The organism is Streptomyces sp. PSU-S4-23, from assembly GCF_055632315.1.
Genome location: NZ_JBVMUU010000002.1, coordinates 2,033,428 through 2,049,863, shown reverse-complemented (window position 1 = coordinate 2,049,863; position 16,436 = coordinate 2,033,428). Strand labels below are relative to the sequence as shown.

The 16,436-nt window shown below is 69.6% G+C and carries 16 protein-coding genes and 1 riboswitch; of the genes, 12 read left to right on the top strand and 4 right to left on the bottom strand.

Going from position 1 to position 16,436, the window contains the following annotated elements:
* Positions 1-13 precede the first annotated feature (13 nt).
* Positions 14-1,552: a hypothetical protein gene (locus ACZ79I_RS10150; RefSeq protein WP_471496219.1), complete on the bottom strand. Its 1,539-nt coding sequence runs from the start codon at positions 1,550-1,552 to the stop codon at positions 14-16.
* Positions 1,553-1,717: 165 nt separating this feature from the next.
* Complete coding sequence (locus ACZ79I_RS10145) at positions 1,718-1,927, bottom strand: hypothetical protein (RefSeq protein ID WP_471496217.1); 210 nt, start codon at positions 1,925-1,927, stop codon at positions 1,718-1,720.
* A 134-nt stretch (positions 1,928-2,061) separates the two neighbouring features.
* Here ACZ79I_RS10145 and ACZ79I_RS10140 point away from each other — a divergent pair, with 134 nt between their 5' ends.
* Positions 2,062-3,036 carry a carbohydrate kinase family protein gene (locus ACZ79I_RS10140; RefSeq protein ID WP_471496215.1) on the top strand — a complete coding sequence of 325 codons (975 nt, stop codon included), beginning with the start codon at positions 2,062-2,064 and terminating at the stop codon, positions 3,034-3,036.
* A 21-nt stretch (positions 3,037-3,057) separates the two neighbouring features.
* Here the strand turns inward: ACZ79I_RS10140 and ACZ79I_RS10135 are convergent, their stop codons facing one another.
* Entirely contained in the window at positions 3,058-4,434 is a 1,377-nt protein-coding gene (locus ACZ79I_RS10135) for an aminotransferase class V-fold PLP-dependent enzyme (RefSeq protein WP_471496213.1), read from the bottom strand.
* Between the two features lie 302 nt (positions 4,435-4,736).
* On the opposite strand from ACZ79I_RS10135, the gene ctaC reads away from it, so the two are divergent.
* From ctaC to ACZ79I_RS10115, 4 genes are all read left to right on the top strand, one after another.
* Positions 4,737-5,696, top strand: coding sequence for an aa3-type cytochrome oxidase subunit II (gene ctaC / locus ACZ79I_RS10130; RefSeq protein WP_471496211.1), 960 nt, complete (start codon positions 4,737-4,739; stop codon positions 5,694-5,696).
* Positions 5,693-7,435 carry an aa3-type cytochrome oxidase subunit I gene (gene ctaD, locus ACZ79I_RS10125; RefSeq protein ID WP_471496209.1) on the top strand — a complete coding sequence of 581 codons (1,743 nt, stop codon included), beginning with the start codon at positions 5,693-5,695 and terminating at the stop codon, positions 7,433-7,435. The genes ctaC and ctaD overlap by 4 nt, the downstream gene beginning before the upstream one ends.
* A complete protein-coding gene (locus ACZ79I_RS10120; RefSeq protein WP_471496207.1) occupies positions 7,432-7,830 on the top strand; it encodes a cytochrome c oxidase subunit 4 in 399 nt (132 codons plus the stop codon). The genes ctaD and ACZ79I_RS10120 overlap by 4 nt, the downstream gene beginning before the upstream one ends.
* 143 nt (positions 7,831-7,973) lie before the next feature.
* On the top strand, positions 7,974-9,227 hold the full coding sequence (locus ACZ79I_RS10115) for a L,D-transpeptidase (RefSeq protein WP_471496205.1): 1,254 nt from the start codon (positions 7,974-7,976) through the stop codon (positions 9,225-9,227).
* 101 nt (positions 9,228-9,328) lie between these two features.
* Here the strand turns inward: ACZ79I_RS10115 and ACZ79I_RS10110 are convergent, their stop codons facing one another.
* A complete protein-coding gene (locus tag ACZ79I_RS10110) occupies positions 9,329-9,730 on the bottom strand; it encodes a response regulator (RefSeq protein ID WP_471504855.1) in 402 nt (133 codons plus the stop codon).
* Positions 9,731-9,908: 178 nt separating this feature from the next.
* Here ACZ79I_RS10110 and ctaE point away from each other — a divergent pair, with 178 nt between their 5' ends.
* From ctaE to ACZ79I_RS10075, 7 genes are all read left to right on the top strand, one after another.
* The gene (gene ctaE, locus ACZ79I_RS10105; RefSeq protein WP_471496203.1) at positions 9,909-10,529 is read left to right on the top strand and encodes an aa3-type cytochrome oxidase subunit III; all 621 of its coding nucleotides are present in this window, start codon (positions 9,909-9,911) and stop codon (positions 10,527-10,529) included.
* A gap of 114 nt (positions 10,530-10,643) precedes the next feature.
* Positions 10,644-11,456, top strand: a complete 813-nt coding sequence (gene qcrC, locus ACZ79I_RS10100; RefSeq protein ID WP_471496201.1) for a cytochrome bc1 complex diheme cytochrome c subunit — start codon at positions 10,644-10,646, stop codon at positions 11,454-11,456.
* Positions 11,453-12,511, top strand: a complete 1,059-nt coding sequence (gene qcrA, locus ACZ79I_RS10095; protein WP_471496199.1) for a cytochrome bc1 complex Rieske iron-sulfur subunit — start codon at positions 11,453-11,455, stop codon at positions 12,509-12,511. Before qcrC ends, qcrA begins: the two co-directional genes overlap by 4 nt.
* Positions 12,508-14,145: a cytochrome bc1 complex cytochrome b subunit gene (qcrB, locus tag ACZ79I_RS10090; RefSeq protein ID WP_471496197.1), complete on the top strand. Its 1,638-nt coding sequence runs from the start codon at positions 12,508-12,510 to the stop codon at positions 14,143-14,145. The genes qcrA and qcrB overlap by 4 nt, the downstream gene beginning before the upstream one ends.
* A 185-nt stretch (positions 14,146-14,330) precedes the next feature.
* Positions 14,331-15,395, top strand: a complete 1,065-nt coding sequence (gene trpD, locus ACZ79I_RS10085) for an anthranilate phosphoribosyltransferase (protein WP_471496195.1) — start codon at positions 14,331-14,333, stop codon at positions 15,393-15,395.
* A 186-nt stretch (positions 15,396-15,581) separates the two neighbouring features.
* A complete protein-coding gene (locus tag ACZ79I_RS10080; RefSeq protein WP_471496193.1) occupies positions 15,582-15,938 on the top strand; it encodes a PRC-barrel domain-containing protein in 357 nt (118 codons plus the stop codon).
* 42 nt (positions 15,939-15,980) lie between these two features.
* Complete coding sequence (locus ACZ79I_RS10075) at positions 15,981-16,148, top strand: hypothetical protein (protein WP_471496191.1); 168 nt, start codon at positions 15,981-15,983, stop codon at positions 16,146-16,148.
* 82 nt (positions 16,149-16,230) lie between these two features.
* Positions 16,231-16,347, top strand: a riboswitch (SAM riboswitch).
* Positions 16,348-16,436 lie beyond the last annotated feature (89 nt).

Below are 16,436 nucleotides of genomic sequence, written 5' to 3'. Positions count from 1 at the left end.
CCGTGAGGCGCGCCTACCGCGCCAGCGGGGGCCCCGCCCCCTCGGAGGGCAGCGTGCCCGCCGCCTCCCGCGCGATCGCCCGGCCGTCCGAGCCCACCACCTCGCGGCCGTCCAGCGGCGCCTTCAGATGCAGCGTCTCGTGGTAGATCTTGGCGATCATGATGCAGACCACCCTGCCCGGCCAGGGCGTCTCGGTCACGGTCACCGTCACCCGGCCGGGGCCCTCGCTCACGGACGCCGCGTAGTCGGCGCACACCCCGCCCTCGTAGGCGATGGTGAGATCCCTGCCGTCGGCGGTGTAACCCATCACCTTCACATCGCGCTTCGCCGGCGCCGGCGCCGGCGGGCGAGCGGGTCCGCTCGTCCGCGGGACCGGCGTTCCGCCCGGCTGCCCGGGCGGCTGCGGCGCGGTCAGATACCGCGGGTCCACCGCCGGATACGTCACCGTGACCGTGTCCCGGGACCCGGCCGGCCGCACCTCGAACAGCCACGACGGCACCAGCACCGCCCGCGCGTCCACGGAGTGCCGCGCGAGCCCGAACACCGCGCCCAGCACGGGCGCCGAGGCGCGCTCCGGCGCCGCGGTGGACGACCCGCACGGTGCCTCGTCCCGGTCCTTGAGCGGTACGGGGCTCGCGCAGCCCCCGATGCCCTTGCGGCCGTACGACGGGGGCGCGCCGTTCATCAGATCCAGCGTCCGCTTCGCGTCGACGACCGGGTAGACGGCGCCCTTCACCGGCGCCTTCAGGTTCCCGCTGCCGCCGACGATCCGGCCGTCCGCCGCCACCTGGACGCCGGTCGACCAGCCGTGCGTGGGCAGCCCGCCGATCGTCGGGTCGGCGTTGACCACCCGCAGGGAGCCCATCACCTGGCGGGCGTCGAGGGCGGCGCCCTCCTGGCCCGCCGCCCTCAGCACCGGCGCGGCCGCCTTCTTCGCGGCGGCCTCGCTCACGGGGTGGACGAGGTCCTGGCGGGGAGCGCACGGCTTGACTCCCGTGCAGCGGTTGTCGGACCCGTACGGGTACCGGCTGAACGTCCAGGTCCCCGGCGCCTGCCGGTTCACCCGCAGCACGGGCTCGGAGCCGTCCTTGGTCACCCCGACCGTCCAGGCCCCGCCGGCCGGCTTCGGGGTGCCGCTCACGTCCAGCGCCCGGGCGAGCCGGGCGACCTCGTCGCGCGTCACCTCGCCCGTCGCCCGGTACACCGGCGCTGATGCCGGGCCGTCGGGGAGCGTGCCCGTGGCGCGGTACGTCATGCCGTACGGGTTGGGCTCGCCCACCGCGATGCCGGCCCCGTCACCGGCCCCGCCGCCCGTGGCATAGCCGTCGAGGGCCAGCGCCGGGGGAGTGCCGTCACCGCCCGGCGCCGAGGACCCGCCCGTGCCGCCGGACGTGGTCGCGGCGAGATACGCCCCGCCGCCCGCGACGAGCAGGACCGCGGCCGCCACCGAGGCGACGACCACCGGGGAACGCCGCCGCAGCGGCACGGCCCCGCCCGCGTCCTCGGTGACCTCGCCGGCGTCACGCGCGTCGTCGGGTCGCTCGGTGTTCACCGCATCGCTCCTTCGGATCCGCTGCTGTCCCAGGAGACCCCGCCGTGACCGGAAGGGACACGGAAGGCCGTACGCCGCCTCCCTCGTACGGGGGACAGCGATGGGACGCACCGGGGGAGCGCATGGTTCCCTCGGGGGGCGCGCCCGGTCCCGGGGGGCGCCTGCTCAGTCCCCGTACTCGGACATGGCGTCCAGGAGGCGGGCCGAGGCGGCCGGCACCGAGACCCCGTGGATCAGGGACGGCGGAACGGGCCGGGACGCGGCCCTCTCCGGGGCGGCCCAGTGCGGGACCATACGGGCGCAGTCACCGCGCAGCGACGCCAGGTCTCCTTCCTGGTCGAGCGGGGCGGTGCCATGGACCTCGAGCTTCGTCATGACAAGACCGTAGGCAGCTCCGGGCCCACCGAGAAAGATCTACTATCGGGTAGTTTTGCCTGCTTCAGGGGCGCGGGTGAACCGGGTAGCGTGAACCGTCAATCCCCCTCCCTCCACAGGAGCGTGTCCTCGCCGTGCGTATCGCAGTCACCGGCTCCATCGCCACCGACCACCTCATGACGTTCCCCGGCCGCTTCGCCGACCAGTTCGTCGCGGACCAGCTGCACACGGTCTCGCTCTCCTTCCTGGTCGACCGCCTCGACGTCCGCCGCGGCGGGGTGGGCGCCAACATCGCCTTCGGCATGGGGCAGCTCGGCACCAGCCCGATCCTGGTGGGCGCGGCCGGCTCGGACTTCGACGAGTACCGGGCGTGGCTGGAGCGGCACGGAGTGGACACGGAGTCCGTGCGCATCTCCGAGACCCAGCACACGGCCCGTTTCGTCTGCACCACCGACGCCGACCACAACCAGATCGGCTCCTTCTACACCGGTGCGATGAGCGAGGCCCGGCTCATCGAGCTGAAGACGGTCGCCGATCGGGTCGGCGGCCTCGACCTGGTGCTGATCGGCGCGGACGACCCGGAGGCGATGCTGCGCCACACCGAGGAGTGCCGCACGCGGTCCATCCCGTTCGCCGCCGACTTCTCGCAGCAGATCGCGCGCATGAGCGGCGACGAGGTGCGGATACTGCTGGACGGGGCGACCTACCTCTTCTCCAACGAGTACGAGAAGGGGCTCATCGAGACCAAGACCGGCTGGTCGGACGGCGAGATCCTGGCCCGGGTGGGCCACCGGGTGACGACGCTCGGCGCCCGCGGCGTACGCGTCGAGCGGTCCGGCCGGGAGCCGATCGAGGTCGGCGTGCCCGACGAGACGGCGAAGGCCGACCCGACGGGCGTCGGCGACGCCTTCCGCGCGGGCTTCCTGTCGGGCCTGGCCTGGGGCGTGTCGCTGGAGCGCGCGGCCCAGATCGGCTGCATGCTCGCCACGCTCGTCATCGAGACGGTGGGCACCCAGGAGTACCAGCTGCGCCGCGCCCACTTCATGGAGCGCTTCACCAAGGCCTACGGCGACGACGCCGCCATGGAGGTCAAGGAGCACCTGCTCTGACACCGGGCGCGGGCGGCCCCTCTAGGAGAGCCGGCGGACCAGGAAGGCGCGGCCCCCTTCCGCCGGCTCCTCGCCCACGTACTCCTGCCCCCGCATCTCGCACCACGCCGGGATGTCCAGCCGTGCCGCCTCGTCGTCCGCCAGGACGCGGACCGTCCCGCCCACCGGGACCTCCCCGATGACCTTCGCCAGCTCGATCACCGGGATCGGGCAGCGCTTGCCGAGGGCGTCGACGACGAGGACACCCTCGCCCGCGGCCGTGCGGGGAGAGGGCGCGCCGAGCTTCTCGCGCACCGCCGCCACCGCGCCCGGCAGCGCCGAGAGGAAGCGGTCGACCTCCTCCGCGGGCGTGCCCGGCGGCAGCGACACCCGGACGTTGCCCTCGCTGAGCACCCCCATCGCCTTCAGTACGTGGCTCGGCGTCAGTGTGCTGCTCGTGCACGACGACCCGGAGGAGACGGAGAAGCCCGACCTGTCCAGCTCGTGCAGCAATGCCTCCCCGTCGACATAGAGACAGGAGAAGGTGACGATCCCGGGCAGTCTGCGGTCCGGGTCGCCCACCACCTCCACATCCGGTACGAGATCCGGCACGCGCCCCCGGATCCGCTCCGTCAGCTCCCGCAGCCGTACCGCCTCCCCGGCCGCCTCCGCCCGCACCGCCCGCAGGGAGGCGACGGCCGCCACCACGGCCGGGATGTTCTCGAAGCCGGCCGCCCGACCCGACTCCCGCTCGTCCGCGGGCCCTTGAGGGGCGAACCGCACCCCTTTGCGCACCACGAGAAGTCCGACACCGGAGGGTCCACCCCATTTGTGTGCACTGGCGGTCAGCACCGACCAGTCGCCCTCCACCGGGCCCCAGCCCACCGACTGCGCCGCGTCCACCAGCAGCGGCACGCCGGCCTCCCGGCACACGGCGGCCACCTCGGCGACCGGCTGCACCGTCCCCACCTCGTGGTTGGCCGACTGCAGACACGCCAGCGCGGTGTCCGGGCGCAGTGCGTCCCGGTATGCCTCGGGGGTGACGGCGCCCGTGCGGGAGACCGGCACCCGGGTCACCGTTCCGCCGGCCGACTCGAAGCACTCCGCCGAATGGAGCACGGAGGAGTGCTCGACCGCGGACACGATCAGGTGACGTCCGCTCCTGCGGCGGCCCGCCAGGGCCCCCTCGACACCGGTGTGCACCGCCCGGGTGCCGGACGGGGTGAAGACCAGCTCGTCCGGGCGGCAGCCCACCGCCTCGGCGGCCGCCTCGCGCGCGGCGTCCAGCAGCAGCCGGGCCCGCCGCCCCTCGCGGTACAGCCGGGAGGGATCGGCCCATCCCTCGTCGAGCGAGGCCAGCAGGGCCTGCCGGGCGACGGGGTGGAGGGGGGCGGCGGATGCGGCGTCGAAGTAGGACACACCGCAACGCTAACGCGCGCGAACGGCCCGGCCCGGCACGGGATCCGAAGGTCCCGTCAGATGGCCGCCAGGGCCGGTACTTCGGGGGTCCGAGGGCCGTCCCGGGGCCGTCCCCCGGACGGCGAAGTCGCCCCTTCGGGGTGTCGGGCGGCGCGTTGGGCACCCTCCCCGCGCGACCCAAAATGGCGTCCAGTAGGGTTTGGTCCGCATAAACATCAAACCCCTGCCCGACGCAGGGCGGCGACCGACCAGCAAAAAGGCCGCAGCCGGGCGCGCGGGCGAGACTCTCGGGAAGGCGCTACGTGAGTCCCAACGGCTCCGACCGCTCGCTGCGGCGCCCGATGCGGCGGAAGCTGCTGCAGGCACTGACCGCGGGCCTGGTCCTGGCGACCGCCACCGGTTGCACATACAAGGACTTCCCCCGCCTTGGTATGCCCACCCCGGTCACGGAGGAGGCTCCTCGGATCCTCTCCCTGTGGCAGGGCTCCTGGGCGGCCGCGCTCGCCGTCGGCTGCCTTGTCTGGGGCCTGATCCTGTGGAGCGCATTCTTCCACCGGCGCAGCCGCACCAAGGTCGAGGTTCCTCGGCAGACCCGCTACAACATGCCGATCGAGGCGTTGTACACGGTTGTCCCCCTCCTCATCATCTCGGTCCTCTTCTACTTCACCGCCCGTGACGAGTCGAAGCTCCTCGACATGTCCAAGAAGCCCGACGTCACCATCAACGTCGTCGGCTTCCAGTGGAGCTGGGGCTTCAACTACGTCTCCCCCGTCGACGGCGTGTCCGGCGACGCGAAGACCGACGCGAACCTGGCCGCCATTCCGGACCGGTACAAGTCGGAGTTCCCGGCGAACGCCGGCGGTGTCTACGACATCGGCACGCCCGCCACGCGCAACCCGCAGACGGGCAACCCCGGTCCCACCCTGTGGCTCCCCAAGGGCAAGACCGTCCGCTTCGTCCTCACCTCGCGTGACGTCATCCACTCCTTCTGGGTGGTGCCGTTCCTGATGAAGCGCGACGTCATCCCCGGCCACACCAACGCGTTCCAGGTGGTCCCCAGCAAGGAGGGGACCTACCTGGGCAAGTGCGCCGAACTCTGCGGCGTCGACCACTCCCGCATGCTGTTCAACGTGAAGATCGTCTCGCCCGAGCGTTACGAGCAGCATCTGAAGGACCTGGCCAAGAAGGGGCAGACCGGTTACATCCCCGCTGGCATCGCGCAGACGGGCCACGAGAAGAACCGGGAGGTGAATGAACTGTGAGCATCCTCAATGAACCCCAGGGTGCCGCCGCGGCCGCGAGCTCGTACGAGAGCGGGTCGCCGGTCAGGCGCAAGCAGCCCGGCAGCACCGTCGTCAAGTGGCTGACCACCACCGACCACAAGACGATCGGCACGCTGTATCTGGCCACGTCGTTCGCGTTCTTCTGCATCGGTGGCGTCATGGCGCTGCTGATGCGTGCGGAACTCGCCCGGCCGGGTCTGCAGGTGATGTCGAACGAGCAGTTCAACCAGGCGTTCACGATGCACGGCACGGTCATGCTGCTGATGTTCGCGACGCCGCTGTTCGCCGGTTTCACGAACTGGATCATGCCGCTGCAGATCGGCGCGCCCGACGTGGCGTTCCCGCGGCTGAACATGTTCGCCTACTGGCTCTACCTGCTCGGCTCGCTCGTCGCGGTCGGCGGTTTCCTCACCCCCGAGGGCGCGGCCGACTTCGGGTGGTTCGCGTACGCACCCCTGTCGGACGCGATCCATTCGCCGGGTATCGGCGGCGACATGTGGATCATGGGCCTGGCCCTCTCCGGTTTCGGAACGATCCTCGGCTCGGTCAACTTCATCACCACGATCATCTGCATGCGGGCCCCCGGCATGACCATGTTCCGCCTGCCGATCTTCGTGTGGAACGTGCTGCTGACCGCGGTGCTGGCCCTGATCGTGTTCCCGGTCCTCGCCGCGGCGCTGTTCGCCCTGGAGGCGGACCGGAAGTTCGGCGCCCACGTGTTCGACGCGACCAACGGCGGTGCCCTGCTGTGGCAGCACCTCTTCTGGTTCTTCGGCCACCCCGAGGTGTACATCATCGCGCTGCCGTTCTTCGGCATCATCTCCGAGGTCATCCCGGTCTTCAGCCGTAAGCCGATGTTCGGCTACACGGGCCTGATCGGCGCCACGATCGCCATCGCCGGACTGTCGGTGACGGTGTGGGCGCACCACATGTACGTCACCGGTGGCGTCCTGCTCCCGTTCTTCTCCTTCATGACGTTCCTCATCGCCGTACCCACCGGCGTGAAGTTCTTCAACTGGATCGGAACGATGTGGAAGGGCTCGCTGTCCTTCGAGACGCCGATGCTGTGGGCGACCGGCTTCCTGATCACCTTCGTGTTCGGTGGTCTGACCGGCGTCATCCTGGCCGCGCCGCCGATGGACTTCCACATCTCGGACTCGTACTTCGTGGTGGCGCACTTCCACTACGTGGTCTTCGGCACGGTCGTGTTCGCGATGTTCGCCGGATTCCACTTCTGGTGGCCGAAGTTCACCGGCAAGTTGCTCGACGAGCGCCTGGGCAAGGTGACCTTCTGGATGCTCTTCGTCGGCTTCCACGGCACCTTCCTGGTCCAGCACTGGCTGGGCGTGGAGGGCATGCCGCGGCGTTACGCGGACTACCTCGCGGCCGACGGCTTCACCGCCCTGAACACGATCTCGACGATCTTCTCGTTCGTGCTCGGCCTGTCGGTCCTGCCGTTCTTCTACAACGTCTGGAAGACGGCCAAGTACGGCAAGCCGGTCGGCGTGGACGACCCGTGGGGCTACGGCCGGTCGCTCGAATGGGCCACCACCTGCCCGCCGCCGCGGCACAACTTCATCACGCTGCCGCGGATCCGCTCCGAAGCGCCCGCCTTCGACCTGCACCACCCGGAGATCACCGCGCTCGAGCAGCTGGAGTACATGGGTGCCGGTGCCGGTAGCAGGGCCGTCGCTGGTGGCAAGGAGGCCGGCAAGTGAAGATCCAGGGCAAGATGTTCCTCTGGCTGGCTCTCTTCTTTCTCATCATGGCCATCGTCTACGGCGTGTGGGCGAAGGAGCCGGCCGGTACCACCGCACTCTTCCTGTCCTTCGGCCTGAGCGTGATGGTCGGCTACTACCTGGCCTTCACGGCCCGGCGGGTCGACGCGGGCGCCCAGGACAACAAGGAGGCCGATGTCGCGGACGACGCCGGTGAGCTCGGCTTCTTCAGCCCGCACAGCTGGCAGCCGCTCGCCCTCGGCCTCGGAGGTGCGCTCGCCTTCCTGGGCGTCGCGATCGGCTGGTGGCTGATGTACTTCGCGGCCCCGTTCATCCTGGTGGGCCTGTGGGGCTGGGTCTTCGAGTACTACCGCGGTGAGAACCGCACCCAGTAGCACCCGGCAGATTCGCGCCCGGCGCACGAGAGAGCCCGGACACTCCGTCAGGAGGGTCCGGGCTCCCTCTTTCGCTCCCTCTTCCTTCCCTCGTACGGGTCACTCGGCGCGCCGTGCTTGACGGACATTCTTAGCGTGATCTCATGAGCCACTCACCGCGAAACCGCACGGTCGTCAGCTGCACCCTGCTGGTGATCGCCTTCGGCGTGGGCCTCGGCGCCTGCACGTCCGACGGCGACCCGCTCTCGGCGAAGCCGTACGACGCGGCGGGGCAGATCAGCTACAACGTCAGTACGAAGAAGAAGGCCGACCCCGGCAAACCGGTGGAGATCACCGTCTCCGACTCGAACGCGCGCATCACGGATGTCACGGCCACCGACAGCCGGGGACGCCAGGTGGCCGGGGAACTCTCCGCCGACGGCAGCCGCTGGCACAGCACCTCACCGCTGGCCGCCGGTGCCCACTACACGGTCCGGGTGAGCACGGAGGACGAGGACGGGGCCCCCGGCCGCAAGGTCATCGACTTCGACACCGGCACCCCCACGACCAAGAAGGTGCTGAACGTCACGTTCGGCCCGAAGCCGGGCACGTACGGCGTCGGTCAGCCGGTCACCGCCGAACTGAGCGCCCCCGTGAAGGACAGGGCCTCCCGGGCGGCCGTGGAGAGCGCCCTCAGGGTGGACTCCGTGCCCGCGGTCCAGGGCTCCTGGTACTGGGTGGACGACAAGACGCTGCACTACCGCCCCAAGGACTACTGGCCCGCCCACGCCACCATCACGGTCCACAGCAACCTCGCGGGAGTGAAGATCGGCGACCGCCTCTGGGGCGGCGAGACAAAGCCGCTGAAGCTCACCACGGGGGACCGGATCGTCGCCCTGACGGACGCGGCGGCGCACCGGATGACGGTCTACAGGGACGGCGAGGTGATCAAGGAGATCCCCGTCACCACCGGCAGGGCCGGCTACGACACCCGCAACGGGATCAAGGTCGTGCTGTCCAAGGAGAGCCCCGTACGGATGCGCGGGACCACCATCGGCATCTCGGAGAACTCGTCGGACTCGTTCGACCTGCTGGTCTACTGGGCGACCCGGGTGACCTGGAGCGGTGAGTACGTGCACGCCGCGCCCTGGTCCGTCGACTTCCAGGGGTACTCCAACGTCAGCCACGGATGCACCGGGATGAGCAACCAGTACGCCCAGTGGTTCTACAACACCGTACGGGTCGGCGACATAGTCCAGGTCGTCAACTCCAAGGGCCAGCAGATGCCCCCGTTCGGCAACGGCTTCGGTGACTGGAACCTCGACTGGAACAAGTGGCGCAAGGGCAGTGCCCTGACCCCCGGGACCTCCCCGGCCGCCGCCGCGGACCGGGCGAGGCTGCGCCCGGAGACGGTCTGAGCCCACGCTCCCGCGCGGCCGGAACCCCGTCCGGCCGCGTCGTACGGCCGCACAGCGGGGCGAACGGCCGGCAGCCGCACCCTTCCCGCCCGGCCCGTCTCTCAGGCCCTCACAAGGGCCTTGCGGCGCAGCAGAGTGGCCAGAGCGGAGGCGAACTCCACCGGCTCCACCGGCAGCGCCACGGCCGTGTCGGCGCGGCTCCAGGTCGCCAGCCACGCGTCCTGCGGCCGTGCGATCAGCAGCAGCACCGGCGGGCACTGGAAGACCTCGTCCTTGATCTGCCGGCAGACGCCCATGCCGCCCATCGGCACGGCCTCGCCGTCGAGCACGCACACGTCGATGCCGCCCTTGTCCAGCTCCCTGATGACGGCTCCAGGCGTGGCGCACTCCACGAACTCGACCACGGGCACGTCCGGGGCCGGCCTGCGCCCGGCAGCTAGCCGGACCTGTTCGCGGGTGTTGGCGTCGTCGCTGTAGACCAGCACCGTGGCGGTCGGCTGCATCATTCCTCCGGGACGTCGGCGTCATACGGAACAAGCCGTTGCGCCGGATGCTACTCCCTTGAACACGAGGTCAACAGCTGTTCGGACGAGGCTTCGATGGGCCATCCGGGCAGTCCACAGGGCGGGGACACCCCGAACGGCACCCCCCGGAGTGAGGGCGAGATAAGCGCCCGACATAATGTCGGTCGTGGCGACAGCAACGACAGTAGACACCGGGCACGCGCACCCGTCGGTCAATCGACCGAACCTCACCAGCGTCGGAACCATCATTTGGCTGAGCTCCGAGCTGATGTTCTTCGCGGCCCTCTTCGCGATGTACTTCACCCTTCGATCGGTGACCGGGCCGGACCACTGGAAGGAGATGGCCAGCCATCTCAACTTCCCGTTCTCGGCCACCAACACCACCATCCTGGTGCTCTCCTCCCTGACCTGTCAGCTCGGCGTGTTCGCCGCCGAGCGCGGTGACGTGAAGAAGCTCCGGGGCTGGTTCATCGTCACCTTCATCATGGGTGCGATCTTCATCGGCGGTCAGGTCTTCGAATACACGAGCCTGGTCAAGGAGGAGGGCCTCTCGCTCTCCTCCGACCCCTACGGCTCGGTCTTCTACCTGACCACCGGCTTCCACGGCCTGCACGTGACGGGCGGCCTCGTGGCCTTCCTCCTGGTCCTGGGCCGCACCTACGCGGCGCGCAGGTTCACTCACGAGCAGGCGACCGCCGCCATCGTCGTGTCCTACTACTGGCACTTCGTCGATGTCGTCTGGATCGGCCTCTTCGCCACGATCTACATGATCAAGTAGACGGCCGCTGGCCGCGGCGGACGGTCACCCGATCCGGGAGAACCGATCGCCCGCGACGAACCGGTCCCAATTCCAGAAGCATCGACGCAGAAGATCCTGACACCGGGGTAATCCGTGAAAAAGCTCTCCGCACGACGACGCCATCCGATGGCGGCGCTCGTCGTCCTACTCATCGCGCTGACGCTCTCCGGGGGGCTCTACGCCGCGTTCGCGCCCGCGGACAAGGCGCAGGCCGATGACAGCGCCCAGTCCCTCGCCATCGAGGAGGGCAAGAAGCTCTACTCGGTGGGCTGCGCCAGTTGCCACGGCACCGGCGGTCAGGGCAGCTCCGACGGCCCGAGTCTGGTCGGCGTCGGCGCGGCGGCCGTCGACTTCCAGGTCGGCACCGGCCGTATGCCGGCCGCGACCTCGCAGGGCGCCCAGGTCCCGAAGAAGAAGAACATCTACACGCAGGCCCAGATCGACCAGCTCGCGGCGTACGTCGCCTCCCTCGGCGCCGGCCCGGCCGTCCCGTCGAAGAACGACTACAGCCCCGAGGGCGCCGACATCGCCAAGGGCGGTGACCTCTTCCGGACCAACTGCGCGCAGTGCCACAACTTCACCGGCAAGGGCGGCGCGCTGACGCACGGCAAGTTCGCACCGACCCTTGAGGGCGTCGACCCGAAGCACATCTACGAGGCCATGCAGACCGGCCCGCAGAACATGCCGTCCTTCCCCGACACCACGATGTCCCAGCAGAACAAGAAGGACATCATCGCCTACCTGAACGCGGTCAACGGTGACCAGACGGAGAACCCGGGCGGCCTCGAGCTGGGCGGTCTCGGTCCGGTCTCCGAGGGCCTGTTCGCCTGGATCTTCGGACTGGGCGCCCTGATCGCGGTCGCCGTCTGGGTCGCCGCTCGGACCGCAAAGGCCAAGAAGTCATGAGTAGCCAAGACATTCCAGAAGAGAACCTGCCCGCTGAGCAGGACACCGCACCAGGTGCCGTGACGGTGGCGGACGAGGAGAACCCGTTCGCCGACCCGGGCCTCCCGCCCCACGAGCACCGCATCCAGGACATCGACGCGCGCGCCGCCAAGCGCTCCGAGCGCACGGTCGCCCTGCTGTTCACCGTGTCGATGCTGGCCACCCTCGGCTTCATCGCCTCGTACGTCACGATCCCCGGTGACAAGTCGATCTACGTCTTCCCGATCGGGCACATCAGCGCGATGAACTTCGCGCTGGGCGTGACGCTGGGCGTGGCGCTGTTCGCCATCGGCGCGGGCGCCGTCCACTGGGCCCGCACCCTGATGTCCGACGTGGAGATCGCCGACGAGCGTCACCCGATCGAGGCGCCGCCCGAGGTCAAGTCGAAGGTCATGGCCGACTTCCGGCAGGGCGCCAAGGAGTCCCAGCTCGGCCGGCGCAAGCTGATCCGCAACACGATGCTCGGCGCGGTCGCCCTGGTGCCGCTCTCCGGTCTCTTCCTGCTGCGCGACCTCGGCCCGCTGCCCGAGACGAAGCTGCGGCACACGGCGTGGCGCAAGGGCAGGCTCCTCGTCAACATGAACACCAACGAGCCGCTGCGTCCGTCCGACGTCGCGGTGGGCTCGCTGACCTTCGCCAAGCCCGAGGGCCTGGAGGAGACCGACGAGGACTTCCAGAAGGAGATCGCCAAGGCGGCCTTGATGATCGTCCGGCTGCAGCCGGGCAACATCAAGGACAAGAAGGAACTCGAGTGGTCCCACGAGGGCATCGTGGCGTACTCGAAGATCTGCACCCACGTCGGTTGCCCGATCTCCCTGTACGAGCAGCAGACGCACCACGCGCTCTGCCCGTGCCACCAGTCCACCTTCGACCTCTCCGACGGTGCCCGAGTCATCTTCGGCCCGGCCGGTCACGCCCTGCCGCAGCTGCGCATCGGCGTCAACGCGGACGGTTACCTCGAAGCGCTCGGCGACTTCGAGGAGCCCGTCGGTCCTTCCTTCTGGGAGCGCGGATGAGTACTACGACGACCAACGAGTCCCGCTCGCGCGGGAGGGCACCAGCCGGCGAGCGCGTCGCCGACTGGGCGGACGGCCGACTGGGGATCTACTCCCTGGCCAAGGCCAACATGCGCAAGATCTTCCCCGACCACTGGTCGTTCATGCTGGGCGAGATCTGCCTCTACAGCTTCATCATCATCATCCTCACGGGTGTGTATCTGACGCTGTTCTTCCACCCGTCGATGAACGAGGTGGAGTACCACGGCAGCTACGTCCCGCTGCAGGGCCAGCTGATGAGCGAGGCGTTCAACTCGACGCTGCACATCAGCTTCGACGTCCGCGGCGGTCTGCTGATCCGGCAGATCCACCACTGGGCGGCGCTGGTCTTCCTCGCCGGCATGTTCGTGCACATGATGCGCGTGTTCTTCACGGGCGCGTTCCGCAAGCCGCGTGAGATCAACTGGCTGTTCGGCTTCCTGCTGTTCGTCCTGGGCATGTTCACCGGCTTCACCGGTTACTCGCTCCCGGACGACCTGCTCTCCGGCACCGGTGTCCGCTTCATGGAGGGCGCGATCCTGTCGGTGCCGATCGTCGGCACGTACCTGTCGTTCTTCCTCTTCGGCGGCGAGTTCCCGGGCGGCGACTTCGTGGCCCGCTTCTACTCGATCCACATCCTGCTGCTGCCGGGCATCATGCTCGGCCTGGTGGTCGGCCACCTGATCCTGGTCTTCTACCACAAGCACACGCAGTTCGCGGGTCCCGGAAAGACGAACAACAACGTGGTCGGCATGCCGCTGCTGCCGGTGTACATGGCGAAGGCCGGAGGCTTCTTCTTCCTGGTCTTCGGTGCCATCGCGATCGTCGCGGCGATCGCCCAGATCAACCCGATCTGGGCGATGGGCCCCTACCGTCCGGACCAGGTGTCCACGGGCGCCCAGCCGGACTGGTACATGGGCTTCTCCGAGGGCCTGATCCGTACGATGCCGGGCTGGGAGATCAACTTCGCGGGCCACACGCTCGTCCTGGGCGTCTTCATCCCCCTGGTGATCTTCCCGCTGATCCTGGTCGCGATCGCGGTCTACCCGTTCATCGAGTCGTGGGTCACCGGCGACAAGCGCGAGCACCACATCCTGGACCGCCCGCGCAACGCCCCGACCCGCACCGCCTTCGGCGCCGCCTGGATCGCCTGGTACTTCGTGCTGCTGGTCGGCGGTGGAAACGACCTCTGGGCCACCCACTTCCACCTGTCGATCAACTCGATCACCTGGTTCGTCCGCATCTCGTTCTTCGTGATGCCGGTGCTCGTGTTCGTCATCACCAAGCGGGTCTGCCTCGGCCTCCAGCGCCGCGACCGCGACAAGGTGCTGCACGGCCGCGAGTCGGGCATCATCAAGCGGCTGCCGCACGGTGAGTTCATCGAGGTCCACGAGCCGCTCAGCCAGGAGCAGCTGCACACGCTCACGGCGCACGAGCAGTACCAGCCGGTCGAGATCGGCCCGACGGTCGACGAGAACGGCGTCGAGCGGAAGGTCAAGGGCTCCCAGAAGCTGCGCGCGAAGCTCAGCAACGCCTACTACGGGGAGGACAACCAGATCCCCAAGCCCACGGTCGAGGAGTACAAGGAGATCACGAGCGGCCACGGCCACCACTGATCGCTGCGCGCGCCACGCCACGGTCGAAGGGCCCCGTCCAGTGCATGGACGGGGCCCTTTGCCGTGCCCCGGGGTGGATAGGGTGGAGCTGTCCCCGAACGGGGGACGAGGACCCGTCCGCGGCACGGCGGGGGTCCGGCGGAGAACCCAGTCCCCTTCTTCGGGACATGACCCAGGAGCGGCTTATGAGCGCTGTGCACCCCGCTGGAGGCGACACCGCGGCGGGCCGTTCCTGGCCCCAGGTGCTGAACGGGCTGCTCGACGGCCGCGACCAGAGTGCGGACGACACGGCCTGGGCGATGGACCGGATCATGCGCGGCGAGGCGACGGACGCCCAGATCGCCGGGTTCGCGGTCGCCCTGCGGGCGAAGGGCGAGACGGTCGAGGAGATCACCGGACTCGTGCGTGCGATGTACGAGCACGCGAATGTGATCGAGGTGCCGGGACGGACGGTCGACATCGTCGGCACGGGCGGCGACGGCGCCAGGACCGTGAACATCTCCACGATGTCGTCGATCGTGGTCGCGGGCACGGGCGCGAAGGTCGTCAAGCACGGCAACCGGGCCGCGTCCTCCGCCTCCGGGGCCTCGGACGTGCTGGAGAAGCTCGGGGTCAATCTGGAGCTGACGCCGCAGCGGGTGGCGGAAGTGGCCGAGGAGGCGGGGATCACCTTCTGCTTCGCCGTGAAGTTCCACCCGGCGCTGCGGCACGTGGCCGCGGCACGCGGGCAGCTCGGCATCCGGACGGTGTTCAACTTCCTCGGTCCGCTGACGAACCCGGCCCGGGTGAAGACGCAGGCGATCGGCGTCGCCGATCCGAGAATGGCGCCGATCATGGCCGGGGTCTTCGCGGAGCGCGGGAACTCGTCCCTGGTCTTCCGGGGCGACGACGGCCTGGACGAGCTGACGACCACGTCGACGTCCCGGGTGTGGATCGTGCGTGACGGCAAGGTCACCGAGGAGTCCTTCGACCCCCGGGACGTCGGCATCGAGCTGGTCCCGGTGGAGGCGCTGAGGGGCGCCGACGCGTCGTACAACGCCGATGTCGCGCGCCGGCTGCTGGAGGGCGAGACGGGGCCGGTGCGCGATGCGGTGCTGCTGAACTCGGCGGCGGCCCTGGTGGCGCTGGATCCCGGGGAGGGTCCGCTCGCGGACCGGATCCGGGCGGGCATGGAGAAGGCGGCGGTGTCGATCGACTCCGGGGCGGCCAAGCGGGTCCTGGACCGGTGGGTGGCGGTCAGCAACGCGTAGCGCCCGCGGGGCCGGGGGTTGCTGCCGCACCGCGGTGGGGAAGCGGCCGTCCGGGTGGTAAAAGGCCAGGTCAAACGCGCGACGGGGATGCGGCCGGAGTACAGTGAACGCGTGGCGGTCCCCGCCGGTCACGCCCGCGCCGGCCGGAACGCCCATGGGAGACCGGCCGGTCGCAAGGAGCGAGGCATGATTCACTCAGCCGATATCCGCGAATGGCGCAATCAGGATGTGATCGACCCCAAGGGCCGCAGGATCGGGGCCCTGGAGGCCGTCTACGTGGACACCGCCACCGATTCTCCGGCCATGGCCACCGTCCGCACCGGACTGCCCACCCGCCACAAGCTCGTCTTCGTCCCCCTCGACGAGGCGACCCTGGGGCCGGGCTATGTGAAGGTGGCGCACTCCAGGGGGCTGGTGAGGAAGGCGCCGTCCATGGGCGTGGACGACGTCCTCCCGGTCGAGCGGGAGGCCGAGGTCTACCAGCACTACGACAAGCCCTACGAACCCGGAGCCGACCGGGGACGCCGCCTGGCGCGCCGCTGAACGGCGCTTCGGGCGCGGTACCGCCGGAGGATGTGGTCGCTCATGGCGCTGTTCCTGTTCCTGATCCTCGTGGCGATCGCGCTGGGGCTCGTGGGCGCGGTCGTCAAGGGGCTCTTCTACCTTCTGATCATCGGCATCGTGGTCCTCGTGGCCGACTTCGTGCTGCTCGGTGCGCGCTGGTCCCGCTCGCGCAGGCGCCCCGTGCGGTGAGGCGGGCGCGGGCGCCGGTGACCGTCCCGGTATCCGGACAGACATTGCGGTCGGACGGTCACGTCCCGTAGTGTCCCGGCCAGGTCATGAGTGACAGTCATTCGGCCCCGGCCGGCTGTCCGGCAACCCTCCGTCCGTGGCGGGGTGCCCCGGGTGAAGACCAGGCCGCAGGCAGCGAGGTCTGCGGCAAGCGCGGACCCCTCGCCTCACCAGGGGTCCTGGTCGTTCGAGGGAGCCTTTCCGTGAGCAAGCGAATGCGCTAGGGCCGCAGAGCCCCGCCTCCGCATC